At 70.6% G+C, this 13,724-nt stretch carries 15 protein-coding genes; 1 reads left to right on the forward strand and 14 read right to left on the reverse strand.

Translation table 11 applies throughout. The features are described 5' to 3' along the window. Window positions 1-222: 222 nt before the first annotated feature. Window positions 223-2,193 (reverse strand): M48 family metalloprotease, encoded by a 1,971-nt coding sequence (locus tag AC2H6A_RS12535; protein WP_484273939.1) that lies wholly within the window; start codon window positions 2,191-2,193, stop codon window positions 223-225. Window positions 2,194-2,195: 2 nt separating this feature from the next. Further along, on the reverse strand, window positions 2,196-2,786 hold the full coding sequence (locus AC2H6A_RS12540) for a LemA family protein (protein WP_484273940.1): 591 nt from the start codon (window positions 2,784-2,786) through the stop codon (window positions 2,196-2,198). A gap of 188 nt (window positions 2,787-2,974) precedes the next feature. Here AC2H6A_RS12540 and AC2H6A_RS12545 point away from each other — a divergent pair, with 188 nt between their 5' ends. Further along, the gene (locus tag AC2H6A_RS12545; RefSeq protein ID WP_484273941.1) at window positions 2,975-4,663 is read left to right on the forward strand and encodes an N-acyl-D-amino-acid deacylase family protein; all 1,689 of its coding nucleotides are present in this window, start codon (window positions 2,975-2,977) and stop codon (window positions 4,661-4,663) included. A gap of 72 nt (window positions 4,664-4,735) precedes the next feature. Here AC2H6A_RS12545 and fliR read toward each other — a convergent pair whose 3' ends face one another. From fliR to AC2H6A_RS12605, 12 genes are all read right to left on the reverse strand, one after another. After that, window positions 4,736-5,497 (reverse strand): flagellar biosynthetic protein FliR, encoded by a 762-nt coding sequence (fliR, locus tag AC2H6A_RS12550; protein ID WP_484273942.1) that lies wholly within the window; start codon window positions 5,495-5,497, stop codon window positions 4,736-4,738. Between the two features lie 19 nt (window positions 5,498-5,516). Continuing rightward, window positions 5,517-5,792 carry a flagellar biosynthesis protein FliQ gene (gene fliQ / locus AC2H6A_RS12555; RefSeq protein ID WP_484273943.1) on the reverse strand — a complete coding sequence of 92 codons (276 nt, stop codon included), beginning with the start codon at window positions 5,790-5,792 and terminating at the stop codon, window positions 5,517-5,519. 8 nt (window positions 5,793-5,800) lie between these two features. Next, window positions 5,801-6,556, reverse strand: a complete 756-nt coding sequence (gene fliP / locus AC2H6A_RS12560) for a flagellar type III secretion system pore protein FliP (RefSeq protein ID WP_484273944.1) — start codon at window positions 6,554-6,556, stop codon at window positions 5,801-5,803. Further along, the gene (gene fliO, locus AC2H6A_RS12565) at window positions 6,534-6,893 is read right to left on the reverse strand and encodes a flagellar biosynthetic protein FliO (RefSeq protein WP_484273945.1); all 360 of its coding nucleotides are present in this window, start codon (window positions 6,891-6,893) and stop codon (window positions 6,534-6,536) included. The genes fliP and fliO overlap by 23 nt, the downstream gene beginning before the upstream one ends. Before the next feature lie 12 nt (window positions 6,894-6,905). Beyond that, on the reverse strand, window positions 6,906-7,358 hold the full coding sequence (fliN, locus tag AC2H6A_RS12570) for a flagellar motor switch protein FliN (protein WP_484273946.1): 453 nt from the start codon (window positions 7,356-7,358) through the stop codon (window positions 6,906-6,908). Further along, window positions 7,351-8,346: a flagellar motor switch protein FliM gene (gene fliM, locus AC2H6A_RS12575; protein ID WP_484273947.1), complete on the reverse strand. Its 996-nt coding sequence runs from the start codon at window positions 8,344-8,346 to the stop codon at window positions 7,351-7,353. The genes fliN and fliM overlap by 8 nt, the downstream gene beginning before the upstream one ends. A 9-nt stretch (window positions 8,347-8,355) precedes the next feature. After that, window positions 8,356-9,057 carry a flagellar basal body-associated FliL family protein gene (locus AC2H6A_RS12580; protein ID WP_484273948.1) on the reverse strand — a complete coding sequence of 234 codons (702 nt, stop codon included), beginning with the start codon at window positions 9,055-9,057 and terminating at the stop codon, window positions 8,356-8,358. A 185-nt stretch (window positions 9,058-9,242) separates the two neighbouring features. After that, entirely contained in the window at window positions 9,243-10,931 is a 1,689-nt protein-coding gene (locus tag AC2H6A_RS12585; RefSeq protein WP_484273949.1) for a flagellar hook-length control protein FliK, read from the reverse strand. Further along, window positions 10,873-11,334, reverse strand: a complete 462-nt coding sequence (fliJ, locus tag AC2H6A_RS12590) for a flagellar export protein FliJ (protein ID WP_484273950.1) — start codon at window positions 11,332-11,334, stop codon at window positions 10,873-10,875. Before fliJ ends, AC2H6A_RS12585 begins: the two co-directional genes overlap by 59 nt. Beyond that, window positions 11,331-12,761: a FliI/YscN family ATPase gene (locus AC2H6A_RS12595; RefSeq protein ID WP_484273951.1), complete on the reverse strand. Its 1,431-nt coding sequence runs from the start codon at window positions 12,759-12,761 to the stop codon at window positions 11,331-11,333. The genes fliJ and AC2H6A_RS12595 overlap by 4 nt, the downstream gene beginning before the upstream one ends. Continuing rightward, the gene (locus AC2H6A_RS12600) at window positions 12,758-13,441 is read right to left on the reverse strand and encodes a FliH/SctL family protein (RefSeq protein WP_484273952.1); all 684 of its coding nucleotides are present in this window, start codon (window positions 13,439-13,441) and stop codon (window positions 12,758-12,760) included. Before AC2H6A_RS12600 ends, AC2H6A_RS12595 begins: the two co-directional genes overlap by 4 nt. Next, a partial coding sequence (locus AC2H6A_RS12605; protein WP_484273953.1) for a FliG C-terminal domain-containing protein occupies window positions 13,434-13,724 on the reverse strand: 291 nt, incomplete at its 5' end. The genes AC2H6A_RS12605 and AC2H6A_RS12600, both read right to left, overlap by 8 nt.

Here is a 13,724-nt window from a genome sequence, read left to right on the forward strand (position 1 = left end):
GCAAGAGCGCGCGCCAGCCGTTCTGCGACGGTTCGCACAAGGACACCGCCATCACCCCGGTGCCCTACAAGGCCGAGCAGGACGGCAAGGTCTGGTTCTGCGGCTGCAAGCAGAGCGGCAGGGGCGCGCTGTGCGACGGCGCGCACAAGGCGCTCTGACGCCTGCCGACCCGAGCCCCGGCTCGGCGCCATGAACCCGTGCCCCGGCGTGTCACGCCGGGGCTCAGTGCACCGCGTCGATCGCCGCCTGCGTCATCGGCGGCATCGGGGCGTCCAGGGCCGTGCACAGGGTGCGCAGCGCGCTCGCGGCACGCCAGTCCACCTGCCGGCTGCCGACATCCCAGGCGGCTGCTGCGCAGGCCTTGACCAGTGCCGGCTTGGCAAGCGGCATCAGCTGGTTCAGGCGCTCGAGCGCCGGGCCCAGCGACGAGGGTGTCAGCGCGCCGAGCGGCTGGAGCACCGGCGCCATCCCTTCCAGAAACACGCGCCCCTCGGCGAAGGCCTCGCTCGCCGGTCGGGAGCTGCGCAGGTGCGCGATCAGCGACAGCACCAGCGCCGCCTCATCGGGCAGCTCGCGCAGCGAGCGGTGGATCGGCCGCACGCGCGCCCGCGATGCGCTGCCGATCCGGCGTCGCAGCGTGGTCAGGAGCAGGAACTCGGGCAGGCTCATGCGCCCGTCCGCGGCGATGAGCGCGTCGGCGATGCGCAGCAAGCCGTCCGACTCGGCGAGCGAGAGCTGCTGCAGGGCCGGCATCGCGAGGTCGAGCAAGGGCAGTCGCCCGCCGGGGGGCAGGGCGGCCACGGCGGCGTGCAGCGCGCCCAGCGCATCGCCGGCGCTCGCGCCGAGGGCGTCGATCACGATCCGGCGCTGTGCCAGCGCCACCGACGCGCCCTTGTCGAGCAGCATCGCCAGGGTGAGCAGACGCGCCTGCGCCGGATCCTTCAGCGCGGTGTCCAGCCCCAGGGCCTGAATGCGTTCCCGCCACGACTCCACATAGGCTTTCGCGTCGGCCGGCGCCAGCGCACGGCCGATCGATGCGGGCAGCGCCGAGGCGCCGCGCTTCAGAGGGGCGAGCGGGCTGATCGCCCCGGGCGGGTGGCGCGCGGCGGCTGCGGGCTCGGCAGCTGCGGGCTCGGCGCCTGTGGGCTCGGCGCCTGGCAGTGGCTGCTCGGGCGCTTCCAGCAGGCTCACCGATCGGCCGTAGATCCGGCGCAGGCGTTCGGTCAGCGGCGGGTGGGTGGCGAAGGCACCTGACATGAACGGCGCGCTTGCCGCGCCCAGAAAGATCGGCGAGAGCGTGCGGGCGTGATGATGGGCGATCGCGCTGCCCAGGCCAGGTCGTCGTCGCGCGGCCTTGCGCAGGACCGCGGGCGCGTCGGTGGAAAAGCCGCCAATCCTGCGCAGCGCGCCCCCGATGCCATCCGGGTTGCGGGTGAACTGCACCGCGCTGGCATCGGCCAGGTACTCGCGCTGGCGCGACAGCGCGGCATTGATCAGCCTCGAGAAGAACACGCCGATCGAGCCCAGCGTCCAGAGCCCGATGCCGGCCAACCCGACCGGCGTCGCGGCCTTGCTGTCGCGCCCCTCCGCGGCGGCTCTCAGCAGCAGGCGTCCCGCCGAGCTCACGAGGGTCAGCCCGTAGATCATCGCGATCATGCGCATGTTCAGGCGCATGTCGCCGTTCAGGATGTGGCTGAACTCGTGGGCCACCACGCCCTGCAGCTCGTCTCGGGTCAGGCGGGTGAGCGCACCGCGGGTCACCGCCACCACCGCATCCTGCAGGCTGTTGCCGGCCGCGAAGGCGTTGATCCCGGCCTCGTCGGCCATCAGGTACACCCGCGGCACCGGTGTGCCCGAGGCCAGCGCCATCTCCTCCACGACATGGCGCAGCCGGCGCTCGAAGGGGGCGGCGCTCTGCGCATCGACGAGGCGGGCATCGACCATGCGCGCCACCTCCGGTCCGCCCGCGCGCAGCCGGATCGACTCGACCAGCGTGCCGCCGAGGATCAGCGCGAGGAGTGCGCCGCTGACCAGCCCGTGAACCCAGGGCGCCGGAACGATGCCGGCGGCCATGGCCGCCAGCAGGATGGCACCGTTCACCGCCAGCACCACGCCGACGATGGCGAGCGCGAACAGCAGCAGCAGCCGGCGCGTCGCCGTCCGCGCCTGTTGCTGGTGACCGAAGAAGTCCACCCTTAGAACTGCACCCGGATGGGCTTGCGCTCGTCGGCGCTCTCGGTGGCCTGCAACAGCTGCGCCGTCTCGAATCGGAACACGCCGGCCAGCATCGAGCCGGGAAACTGCTCGGTGGCGGTGTTGTATGCCATGACCGCGTCGTTGAAGGCCTGACGCGCGAACGCCACCTTGTTCTCGGTGCCGGTCAGCTCCTCCGAGAGCTGCATCATGTTCTGGTTCGACTGCAGGTCGGGATAGGACTCGGCCAGGGCGAACAGCCTGCCGAGCGCGCCCTGCAGCACCCCTTCGGCGCTGGCCAGGCCCTGCATCGCGGCGGCGTTGCCCGGATTGGCGGCGACCGCCTGGCTGGCACCCAGGGCGCTGTTGCGCGCCCTGATCACCGCCTCCAGCGTCTCGCGCTCATGCTTCAGGTAGGCCTTGGCGACCTCCACCAGGTTGGGGATCAGGTCGTAGCGGCGCTTGAGCTGGACATCGATCTGCGCATAGGCATTGCGAAAGCGGTTTCGCAGCGCGACCAGCTGGTTGTAGGCGCTGATTGCCCAGAACACGATCGCGGCCAGCACGGCGAGAATCACCCAGCTCATGAACATTCCTTTCCTGAAAAGCGTGTGCCGCGTGGCGTGCGGCCAGCCAGGCTGCCCGTTCGGGCACCCGGGCTGACGAGTGTGGGAGGTTCCGGCACGATCCGGCAAGCGCGGGCCGACCGCCGCGCGGAATCGGCGCGCCGGCGCCGGTGGGCGCGCAGTAAGATCGGGCATCGTCCATCGGGAGTTTCCTCATGCATGACCTCGTCATCCGCGGTGCCACGGTCGTCGACGGCTCGGGCGCGCCCGGCCGCCCCCTCGATGTCGCCGTGGCCAACGGCCGCATCGCCGAGGTCGGTGCCGTGGCGGGTACCGGCCGGCGCGAGATCCGCGCCGATGGCCTGCTGCTCACGCCCGGCTTCGTCGACATCCACACCCACTATGACGGCCAGGCCACCTGGGATGCCTCGCTCACCCCGTCCTGCTGGCACGGTGTGACCACCGCGGTCTTCGGCAACTGCGGCGTGGGCTTCGCCCCGCTCAAGCCCGGCAAGAGCGACTACCTCATCAACCTCATGCAGGGCGTGGAGGACATCCCCGAAGCCGTGCTCGCCGAGGGCATCGACTTCTGCTGGGAGTCCTTCGAGGGCTATCTCCAGGCCCTGGCCGACAAGCCTCATGCCATCGACATCGGCACCCAGATGCCGCACGGCGCGCTGCGCTTCTATGTCATGGGCGAGCGTGGCGCCGATCACCAGGAGGTGCCCACCGCCGCCGAGCTGTCCGAGATGACCCGCCTGGTCGAGCAGTCGCTCGCCGCCGGCGCTCTCGGGGTGAGCACTTCGCGCACGCCCAAGCACCGTGCGGCCGATGGCCGGCCCACCCCGAGCATGACCGCCGACGCCCCCGAGCTCCACGCCCTTGCCGAGGGCCTGCGCCGCGCCGGGCGCGGTGTGCTGCAGGTGAATTCCGACTTCGGGCCGGGCGAGTTCGAGCTGCTGCGCCAGGCCACGGTGCACTCCGGCCGACCGCTGTCGGTGCTGCTGCTGCAAAGCGACAAGGCGCCCGATCTCTGGCGCGAGACCCTGGCCAACCTGAGCGCCGGGCGTGCCGCCGGCCTGGCCATGAACGGTCAGGTGGGTGCCAAGGGCATCGGCATCCTGATGTGCCTCGATTCCAGCCGCCACCCCTTTCTCGATCACCCGGCCTGGGCGCCGCTCGCCGGACTGCCCGGGCGCGAGGTGGCGGCGCGGCTTCAGGCCGATCCGGCGCTGCGCGCGCGCCTGGTCGGCGAGCGCACCGGTGCGCCAGCCGAGCGCTTCATGCAGCGCATGCTCGAGCGCAGCTTCGTCATGGACGAGGCCCAGGATTACGAACCCGACATGAGCGCCAGTCTCGGTGCGCGTGCCGCCCGCGAGGGCAGCACGGTCTGGGCGCTGGCCATGGACGCCTTGCTGGCCGAGCAGGGGGGCGGTCTGCTGATGCATCCCTTCGAGAACTACTCGGAGGGCAGCCTCGATGTGGTCCGCGAAATGCTGGTGAGCGACGCCACGGTGATGGGGCTGAGCGATGCCGGCGCGCATGTCGGTCTGATCTGCGATGGTGCTGCGCCCACCTTTCTGCTCAAGCACTGGGCGCGCGACCGCCGCCGCGGCGAACGCATTGCGCTGGAGTTCCTGGTGCACAAGCAGACCCGCGGCAATGCGTTGGCCTATGGTCTGCCCGACCGTGGCCTGATCGCCCCTGGCATGAAGGCCGACCTCAATCTCATCGACTTCGCGCAGCTCGATCTGCGGCGGCCCACCATCGTGCATGACATGCCGGCCGGCGGGCGTCGCTTCATCCAGCGCGCCCGCGGTTACCGGCATACCTTCGTGTCGGGCGTCGAGATCCTGCGCGATGACGAGCTCACCGGCGAACTGCCGGGGCGGCTGATCCGCTGAGGCGTGTCTTGCCGCGGCCGCGCGCCCGTGCCCGGCGCCGGAGGGCCTGCCGCCGGGGGGCGGCGTCGGGGCTCAGCGTGCGAGGTGGGCCATCAGCCGCTCGAAGTGCCCCACCAGCGGGGCCTCGATCATCGGCAGGCCCACGCTCAGCATGACCAGCCCCACCAGGATGGTCACCGGAAAGCCCACGCCGAACAGATTGAGCTGAGGGGCCACCCGTGAGGCAACGCCCAGGGCCACGTTCACGAACAGCAGCATGCCCATGAAGGGCAGGGCGAGCGAAAGCGCGAGCGCGAAGGTCTCGGCGCCAAGCTGCAGCGGCGAACGCTCGCTGAGGAAAGCCGCAGCGGAGCTGCCTGCAGGCAGCCACTGAAAGCTCTCGATCACCGTGGCCAGCAGGGCCAGCGGCCCGTTGATGGCCACGAAGGTGAGCGTGGAGACCGAGTTGATCGTCAGGCCGACCGGATTGGCGGTGCCGGCCTGCGGGTCGAAGAACCCCGCGAACGACAGGCCCATCTGCAGACCGATCAGTTCGCCCGCCATCTCGAAACCGGTGAACAGCAGGCGTGCCACGAAGCCGATCGTGATGCCCACCGCCACCTCCTGGGCCACCGCGCCGATGCCGGCAGCGGTGCCCAGCAGGGCGGTTTCCGATGAGCCCGCGAAGGGGGCCACCAGCAGCGCCACGGCCGCAGCCAGTGCGACCCGCGCCCGCGTGGGGTATGAGCGGTTGGAGAAGATCGGTGCGCTGGTCATCATGCCCAGCACCCGGAAGAAGGGCAGCATGAAGGCGCTCAGCCAGGCGAACACCTGCTGGTCGGTGAGCGTGATCATGGCGATGGGCGGGTTGCGCTCAGTTGCCCGAGATGGCGGCGGGCACGCTGGCGAGCGTGCGCGCGATGTAGTCGGTGAGCACCGAGAGCATCCAGGGGCCGACCACCACCAGGGTGATGCCCACGCCGATCAGCTTGGGCAGGAAGGTGAGGGTCGCCTCGTTGATCTGGGTGACGGCCTGCAGCACGCTCACCACCAGACCGATGCCCAGGGCCACCAGCAACGCGGGCGCCGAGACCAGCATCATCATCTCGAGGGCCTGTCGGCCGACATTGACCACATATTCGGGTGTCATCGGGATTCCTATCCGGTGCCAAAGCTCGCCACCAGCGAACCGATCAGCAGGTTCCAGCCGTCCGCGAGCACGAACAGCATCAGCTTGAAGGGCAGGGCGACCAGCACCGGCGAGACCATCATCATGCCCATCGACATCAGCAGGCTGGCCACCACCATGTCGATCATCAGGAAGGGCACGAAGACCAGGAAGCCGATCTGGAAGGCGGTCTTGAGTTCGCTGATCACGAACGCGGGCACCAGCACCTTGAAGGGCACCTCGGCGACGGGGGTTCCACGCTCCACCTTGGCGATCCGCGAGAACAGGGCGAGGTCGCCTTCGCGGGTCTGGCGGGCCATGAACTCCCGCAGCGGGCCGCTGCCGCGGGCGAGCGCATCCTCGAAACCGATCTTCTGCTCCGAGTAGGGCTTGTAGGCGTCGGCGTGGATGCGTTCCAGCGTGGGCGACATCACGAAGAAGGTCAGGAACAGCGACATCCCCACGATCACCTGATTCGGTGGCGTTGCCTGCAGCCCGAGCGCCTGGCGCACCAGCGAGAGCACGATCACGATGCGGGTGAAGCTGGTCATCATCAGCAGCACGGCCGGCAGGAACGACAGCGCCGTGAAGATCAGCAGGGTCTGGACCGGCACCGAGTAGGTGGTGCCGCCGCCGGGCGCACTGCTGGCGTTCACCGAGAACACGCCCTGGGCCAGCGCCGGCGCCGCGATCAGCAGCGGCGCAAGGCCCACCGCCAGGCGGCTAGCGATCCGGGCGGTCGGCATCGCGGCGCTCGAGCCCGCGCAGCAGGCGGGCGAAGACGGGGGAAGCGGGCAGGCCGGGCGCAGTCGACGCCTCGGCGGGTTGATCGCCGGGCCATTCCGGCAGTTCACTGAGCAGCGTGATCGACTGGCCGGTGATGCCCACCACCAGGTAGCGGCCGGCAGCCTGCACCACCGCGATCCGCTCGCGCGGGCCGAGCGACAGCCCGGCGACCAACGAAAGCGGGCCGCTGGCCCGGGGACGCAGCCCCTGGGTGCGTTTCATCAGCCACAGCGCCAGCGGGATCATCGCGAGGACCGCGACGAAGGCCAGCAGCGAGGGCAGGATCGAAGCGGTCATCGTCCCGGCGCCTCAGTTGCGATTCATCCGGCGCAGGCGCTCGGACGGGGTCACGATGTCGGTCAGGCGGATGCCGAAGCGGTCGTTCACCACCACCACCTCGCCCTGGGCGATCAGGCAGCCATTGACCAGCACATCCATCGGCTCGCCGGCCATCGCCTCGAGTTCGATCACCGAGCCCTGGGCGAGCTGCAGGATGTGCTTGATCGGAATCCGGGTGCGGCCGAGCTCGACGGTGAGCTGGACAGGGATGTCCAGGATCATGTCGATCTCGTTGCTGGCCTGGATGGTCTTGCCCCCGCTCAGCTGCGGGAAGAGGGCGGCGGTGGTGTCGGCCGCGCTCATGTTGCCGGGCGTGTCGAAGGAAGGCTGCGCCGATGCAGCGCCGGCATCGTCCTCGCCGGCCAGCGCGGCCGCCCAGTCGTCGGCCTGTTCGTTGCGATCCTGGGTGTTCTCGTCATTCATGGCTGTTGCCTTTCAGGACTTCCTCGATGCCGCTCAGGGTCTCGCGGACCTTGATTGCGTAGCGCCCGCTCGACACGCCGTAGTTGCAGTCGAAGATCGACACCCCTTCGACCTTGGCGGTGACGGTCTCGGGCATGTCCAGGCTGATGAAGTCGCCGCGCTTGAGCGAGATCAGCTGGCGCAGCGTGGCCCGGGCGGTGGCGAACTCGGCCACCATCTCCACATCGGCCGACTTCAGCTGCTGCGTGAGCATGGTCACCCAGCGCCGGTCGGCCTGGTTCTGGTCGGCCCGCACCGACGAGTGCAGCATCTCGCGGATCGGTTCGAGCGTGGAGTAGGGGATGCAGATGTGCATCGCGCCGCCGGCCTCGCCGACCTCGATGTCGAAGCTGGCGGTGACCATGATCTCCGAGGGCGTGGCGATGTTCGCGAACTGGGTGTGCATCTCCGAGCGCACATATTCCAGCTCGAGGGGATAGACGCCCTCCCAGGCCTTGCGATACTCGTCGACGAAGACCTCGACGATGCGCTGGATGATCCGCTGCTCGGTGGGCGAGAAGTCGCGGCCCTCGATGCGGGTGTGCAGCTTGCCGCTGCCGCCGAACAGGTTGTCGATGACCGTGAACACCAGCGAGGGTTCGCAGATCATCAGCGCCGTGCCGCGCAGCGGCTTCACGTTCATCACATTGATGTTGGTGGGCACCACGATGTTGCGCAGGAAGGCGCTGTACTTCTGCACCTTCGACTGGCCCACCGAGATCTCCGGGTTGCGCCGGATGAAGTTGAACAGGCCCAGGCGGATGTTGCGGGCGAATCGCTCGTTGACGATCTCCAGGGTCGGCATCCGGCCGCGGACGATCCGTTCCTGCTTGCCGAGGTCATAGCCCCTGACACCGCTGTCGGCCTCGTCGGACTCCTCGCCCGCGCCACCATTGACGCCGTCGAGAAGGGCGTCGACCTCTTCCTGCGAAAGAAACTGGTCAGCCATCGTCGCGGCTCACTGCACCAGGAACTGGGAGAAGTGCACCGCCTCGACCGGATTGGGCGGATGGCTTTTCTTCTTCTTCTTGGCCTTCTTCGACTTGCGATCGGCGCCGTCCTCGGCGTCGGCCGGTTCCTCTTCGCCCTTGGCCCCGTCGCCCTTGGCGCCATCGCCCTTGGCCCCGTCGTCGGTCGCGGTCTCGGCATTTTTCGGCTCGGCCTTGACCTTGCGCTTGCGCGGGGCCTCCTCCTCGGGCTCGGACGGCTCCCAGCCGAGCTGGGTGCCGATCACCAGGGCGAGCTCGCTCGCCAGCGCCTTCTTGCCGGAGACCGAGAGCAGGTCCTTGGTCTGCTTGGACGACAGGGTCAGCAGCACGGCGTTGCGCACGGCCGGCATCTGCGCGCTGAGGTCATTGGCAGCCTTGGCGTCAACGAGTTCCAGCACGATGACCGCCTGCGCCAGGCGGTCGCCGCCCTCGTCGGCCAGATTGACCACGAACTGGTCCAGCGTCGCGAAGGTCTTGGGCTTCTGGGCGTCCTTGGCCGGCGCCTCGGCTTCGTCTTCGGCCTGGGCCTTGGACTTCGACCAGAAGTACCAGCCCCCGCCGCCGCCGCCGCCCAGGAGAAGCACGGCTGCGGCGATCAGGATCAGGCCCTTCTTGCCGCGCTTGGCCTTGGGCTTGTCGCCGTCTTCCGCCGGTTTCTTGTCTTCCGACATGTGTGCTCCATCACGGGAACGCACGGTGTTCCCTGAGGAGCAATGTTCTCAGCGCCCGGTCGGATCGTTGCCGGGAAAAGCGGGGCTGAGCCCCCACATTTGCGGGCGGTCAGGCTGGGTGCCGCCGCCGGTGGGCGCGAAGCCGCCACCCGGCGGTTCGCGGCCGGGACGGCGGGCTGCCTGGATCAGGCAAAGAGGTCGAGCAGCCCGTTGCCGCGGCTCGCGGATGCCGCCGCCCCGGTGCTGCTGGTCGCCGGCGCCGCGTCCGCACCGCCAGTCCGCCCTCCGGACTGCCCGGTGCCGCGCGAGCCGCTGCCATCGCCCGCGGGAGACTGGCCGCCAGGTTCGGCCGGCGGCCGATAGCCCGAGCCGACCGAGGTGTCGGCGAGTTGCAGCCCCTGCTCGGAGAGCATCGATCTCAGCAGCGGCAGCGATTGCTCGATCGCCGTCCGGGTATCGGGCTGGGTGGCGCTGAAGGCCACGCTGGCCAGCTCGCCGTTGAGCGACAACTCGATGCGGATCGGACCCATCTCGGGCGGGGTGACCGTGATCTCGGCGCGGTCCAGACCGGCGAGCAGCGAATCGCCGACCTGCTCTGCCAGGTGCGCGGGGAAGGCGGGGTGATCCACCGGCCAGGGGTTGGACAGGCGGGTCGGGGCCGGCTCCGCGGCGCCCGGCGATGACGCCGGCCCGGTCAGGGCCAGGCTGGACGACAGCGCCGCGGCGAATGCCGCCGCACCCTGCGGGGACGCGCTGCCCCCGCTCTGGCGCATCTCCTCGAGCGCCGCCAGCAGGCGTGCCGGGGCACCCAGGTCGCCGCTGCCCGTTCCGCCCTGCTCGCCGGCCTGACTGCCGGCAGCGCCGCCGCCGGGACGCCAGTCGACCCGCGCACCGAACGATGCGGTCAGTGCGCTGACCGAACCGTCGCGGCGCGGTCCGCCGCCAGGCGCGCTGACCGCCGGGCTGTCGCCCGCCCGCACGTCGCTGCTGCTCGTGGTGCCCGTACCGAGCCCGATGGCTGCCTGGCGCGCGGCTCCCCCGGCACCGATCATGGCCGGATCGGCCGCAAGCGAGGCGGGTTGCCGGTTCGGAGCGCCCGGTACCGGGGCGGGCGACGCCGCCGAGGCGTCGGAAAGAGGGGGCTGCGGTGCGGCGGCGGGCGCATGCCGCGGGGCACCGCTGGCGGCGGCGAGCGGATCGACCTCGCCGGGCGCTGCCTGCCCCGGGGCGGCGCCGCCCGTGGGCCTGGCGGCCGAGGGTCGCGGCATCAGGACTGCCTGCGTGTGCATCAGGGCTGCTGCATCGGCTCCGGGCGCCTGCGGGCGCGCTGCGTCGGTCTGAACCGGCCCGTCGAGGGGCGCAGCGCTTGCCGGGGAGGGCGCGGCGGCGTCGTCTGGCGCGGGCGCGGGCTGCGCCGATGATGGGTCGTTCACCTCGGGCGCGAGTCGCCTGTGCGGGTCCCTCGTGCTGTCCGCCTCGGCCGTGGCCTCGGCGGCCCGCTCGCCACTGCCCGCCGCGCGCCCGGCATCCTCCCGAGTCGCCGGCCGGTTCTCGTGGCGGGGCTGACGCTCGGCCTGACGGCGGCTGCGCAGCAGGCGCTCGGTCGGGTTGCCCTCAGGGCCACGATCGGTCCGCTCCTGCGGGGCGCGGGAGGCGCGGCGCTCGGGTGCCCCGACGCCGGGAGGCATTTCACCCGGGCGTGCGGGTTCGAGCGCATCGCCGAGCGCGACATCGAAGCCACCCGGTCCACGGCCCTCGGCAGCCGCAGGCCGGCCCGACAGCGGTCCCCCCCGGACCTGTGGCATCCGCAGTTCGTCAATCATGTCCGCTACTCCCCGAGGTGGTTCTGGCGTGCGCCTGCGCGGCGAATTCATCGGTCTGCTTCTGTTCCAGCGACTCCTGCCTGCGCCTTCGGGCAGCCTCTCGTCGCTGGACCAGGGTCTCCAGCGCCTTCAGGCGCCGTTCGCCCTCGGCGAGCGCCACGAGCTGCTGCCGGTGGCGGTCATCGAGGGTGCGGGTCAGGGCGTCCTGCTGGCCGATCGCGTGGCCGAGCTTGCCCACGAAGTTCTCGTGCACCCGCACCGCACCGGTGTCGGTGCTCTGGCGGGCATTCTTGGGCGAACGCTGACGGTAATCCTCCTGATAGCTGCTCAGGGTGCGCAGCGTGCTGGCTGCGGCGTCGCGATCGCGCTGCGCCTGCGCTGCCTGACCGGCGATGCGGTCGCGTTCCCGGCGGCGCATGTCGATCAGCATCGACAGGGTGGAGGGGCGGCTCATGCATGACCCCCGGGCGCGAGGCACGATTCGAGGCCGCGCAGCGACGCGTTGAAGTCGCAGCACTCGCTCATGCCCTGCTGCAGCATGGCCGCGATGCGCGGGAACTGGGCGATCGCCTGATCGGTCTCATGATCGTTGCCCGGCACATAGGCACCCACCGAGATCAGATCCCGGCTGCGCTGGTAGCGGGCCCACATCGCCTTGGCCCGCCGGGCCAGGGCGAGGTGGCCGGGGTCGGACACGTTGTGCATCACCCGCGAGATCGACTGCTCGATGTCGAGCGCCGGATAGTGGCCGCTCTCGGCCAGTGCCCGCGTGAGCACGAAATGGCCGTCCAGAAAGGATCGGGCCGCATCGGCGATGGGATCGTTCTGATCATCGCCTTCGGCCAGCACGGTGTAGAAGGCGGTGATCGAGCCGTGGCCGTCACGCCCGTTGCCGGCGCGCTCCACCAGCAGGGGCAGCTTGGCGAACACCGAGGGCGGGTAACCCTTGGTGGCCGGTGGCTCGCCGATGGCCAGCGCCACCTCGCGGGCGGCCATGGCATAGCGGGTGAGCGAGTCCATCAGCAGCAGCACATGCTTGCCCTGCTCGCGGAAGTGTTCGGCAATGGCTGTGGCATAGATTGCGCCCTGCATGCGCAGCAGGGGCGGGCAGTCGGCCGGAGCGGCCACCACCGCCGAGCGGCGCCGGCCCTCCTCGCCGAGGATGTCCTCGATGAATTCCTTGACCTCGCGGCCGCGCTCGCCGATCAGGCCGACCACGATCACATCGGCAGCCGTGAAACGCGCCATCATCCCCAGCAGCACGCTCTTGCCCACGCCGGCGCCGGCGAACAGACCCAGGCGCTGACCCCGGCCGACGGTGAGCATGGCGTTGATCGCCCGCACACCCGTGTCGAGCGGCATACGCACCGGCTCGCGGTCCATGGCGCTGATCGGCCGTCGCTGGATCGGCTCGCTCTGCACCGCCGAGAGCGGCGGGCCACGATCGATCGGCACCCCACAGGCATCGACCACCCGGCCGAGCAGGCCTTCGCCGATCGGCAGGTGGCGCATCCGGTCGGTGTTGCGCCGCCAGGCGTGGGCAGGGCCCCCCAGCACCGGCTTGCGCACCGGCGCCTCGATCGGCGTCACCCGCGCGCCGGGCGACAGTCCGGTTACCTGGCCGGTGGGCATCAGGAACAGCCGGTCGTTGCCGAAGCCAACCACCTCGGCCTCGACCGAGCCGGCCTCGCCGCTGCCGCCGCCATCGACCCGGCAGATCGCGCCCACCGGCAGCCGCAGGCCGGTGGCTTCCAGGACCAGACCGGCGGCGCGGATCAGCCGGCCATGCACCGCCAGCGTCTGGGCATGGCTGGCCATCTCGGCGGCACCGGCGAGCAGTCGCTGCAGGGCGGCGGGCGTGGCGGCCGCGCTCGGGATCATGATGCGACCTCGGGCGCGGGCAACGCCTCGCTGCGGCCGATCGCCGCCAGCACCCGGGCCCAGCGCGTGGACAGCGTTGCATCGACCTCGGCGCCGGGGGCCTGCACGCGGCAGCCGCCCGGGCTGATCGCCTGGTCGGGCTGGATACGGGCGCCGCGGGCGCTGAGCATCGGCTCCAGGCTCGCACCGAGCAGATCGACATCCTGAGGATTCATGTGCAGCACGAAGCTGCAGCGTTCATCGACCAGGCTGGCCACCGCCTCACGCACCACCGCCAGCAGGCTGGCGGGCTGGGCGGCGAGTTCCGCGCGGATCACCTGCCGCGCCACCTCGAGCGCCAGCAGCACCGCCTGGTCGGCGAGTTCGGCGCGTACCCTGGCGAGCGCCTCGTCCATGCCGGTGTGCAGGGCGTCGGCCTGCGACGCGAACTGGTCGACGATCGCGTTCAGGCGCGCGCCGTGCTCGCGCTGGATCTGGTCGGCGGCAGCTGCCGAGCCGCGCCGGAAGCCCTCTTCCATGCCGCGCCGGAAGCCGTCCTTGAAGTCGGGTGGCGGCTCGCGGTTGGCGCCGCGCAGGCGGCCGCCACCGGGCGCGGGCGCCGGGCCCTCGTGGAAGAGCTCCAGCATCTTCACCTGGCGGACCTCGCCGAGCTCCTCGGCGCCGATGATCCGCTTAGACATAACCTTCCTCGGTGCCGGTCACGAGGGCGATCTGGCCTTCCTCGATCAGCCTGCGGACGATCTTCAGGATGTCCTTCTGCTGGGCCTCCACATCGGAGATCTTCACCGGGCCCTTGGACTCCAGGTCTTCGCGCAGGGTCTCGGCCGCGCGCTGGCTCATGTTCTTGAAGATCTTCTCCCGCAGGCTGGGCTCCGTGCTCTTGAGCGCGATCACCAGCTGGTCGCTCTGCACTTCGCGCAGGATCAGCTGGATCGCTGAGTCCTCGAGCTTGATGAGATCGTC

The sequence above is a fragment of the Quisquiliibacterium sp. genome, from assembly GCF_982640115.1.

What these genes read in the sequence shown, in the direction of transcription:
- fliQ (WP_484273943.1), bottom strand. Translation starts at nt 5,792, where the DNA reads ATGACACCCGAATATGTGGTCAATGTCGGCCGACAGGCCCTCGAGATG.
- fliP (WP_484273944.1), bottom strand. Translation starts at nt 6,556, where the DNA reads ATGCCGACCGCCCGGATCGCTAGCCGCCTGGCGGTGGGCCTTGCGCCG.
- fliJ (WP_484273950.1), bottom strand. Translation starts at nt 11,334, where the DNA reads ATGAGCCGCCCCTCCACCCTGTCGATGCTGATCGACATGCGCCGCCGG.
- AC2H6A_RS12540 (WP_484273940.1), bottom strand. Translation starts at nt 2,786, where the DNA reads ATGTTCATGAGCTGGGTGATTCTCGCCGTGCTGGCCGCGATCGTGTTC.
- AC2H6A_RS12595 (WP_484273951.1), bottom strand. Translation starts at nt 12,761, where the DNA reads ATGATCCCGAGCGCGGCCGCCACGCCCGCCGCCCTGCAGCGACTGCTC.
- AC2H6A_RS12600 (WP_484273952.1), bottom strand. Translation starts at nt 13,441, where the DNA reads ATGTCTAAGCGGATCATCGGCGCCGAGGAGCTCGGCGAGGTCCGCCAG.
- fliO (WP_484273945.1), bottom strand. Translation starts at nt 6,893, where the DNA reads ATGACCGCTTCGATCCTGCCCTCGCTGCTGGCCTTCGTCGCGGTCCTC.
- fliR (WP_484273942.1), bottom strand. Translation starts at nt 5,497, where the DNA reads ATGATCACGCTCACCGACCAGCAGGTGTTCGCCTGGCTGAGCGCCTTC.
- AC2H6A_RS12585 (WP_484273949.1), bottom strand. Translation starts at nt 10,931, where the DNA reads ATGAATTCGCCGCGCAGGCGCACGCCAGAACCACCTCGGGGAGTAGCG.
- AC2H6A_RS12580 (WP_484273948.1), bottom strand. Translation starts at nt 9,057, where the DNA reads ATGTCGGAAGACAAGAAACCGGCGGAAGACGGCGACAAGCCCAAGGCC.
- fliN (WP_484273946.1), bottom strand. Translation starts at nt 7,358, where the DNA reads ATGAATGACGAGAACACCCAGGATCGCAACGAACAGGCCGACGACTGG.
- fliM (WP_484273947.1), bottom strand. Translation starts at nt 8,346, where the DNA reads ATGGCTGACCAGTTTCTTTCGCAGGAAGAGGTCGACGCCCTTCTCGAC.
- AC2H6A_RS12545 (WP_484273941.1), top strand. Translation starts at nt 2,975, where the DNA reads ATGCATGACCTCGTCATCCGCGGTGCCACGGTCGTCGACGGCTCGGGC.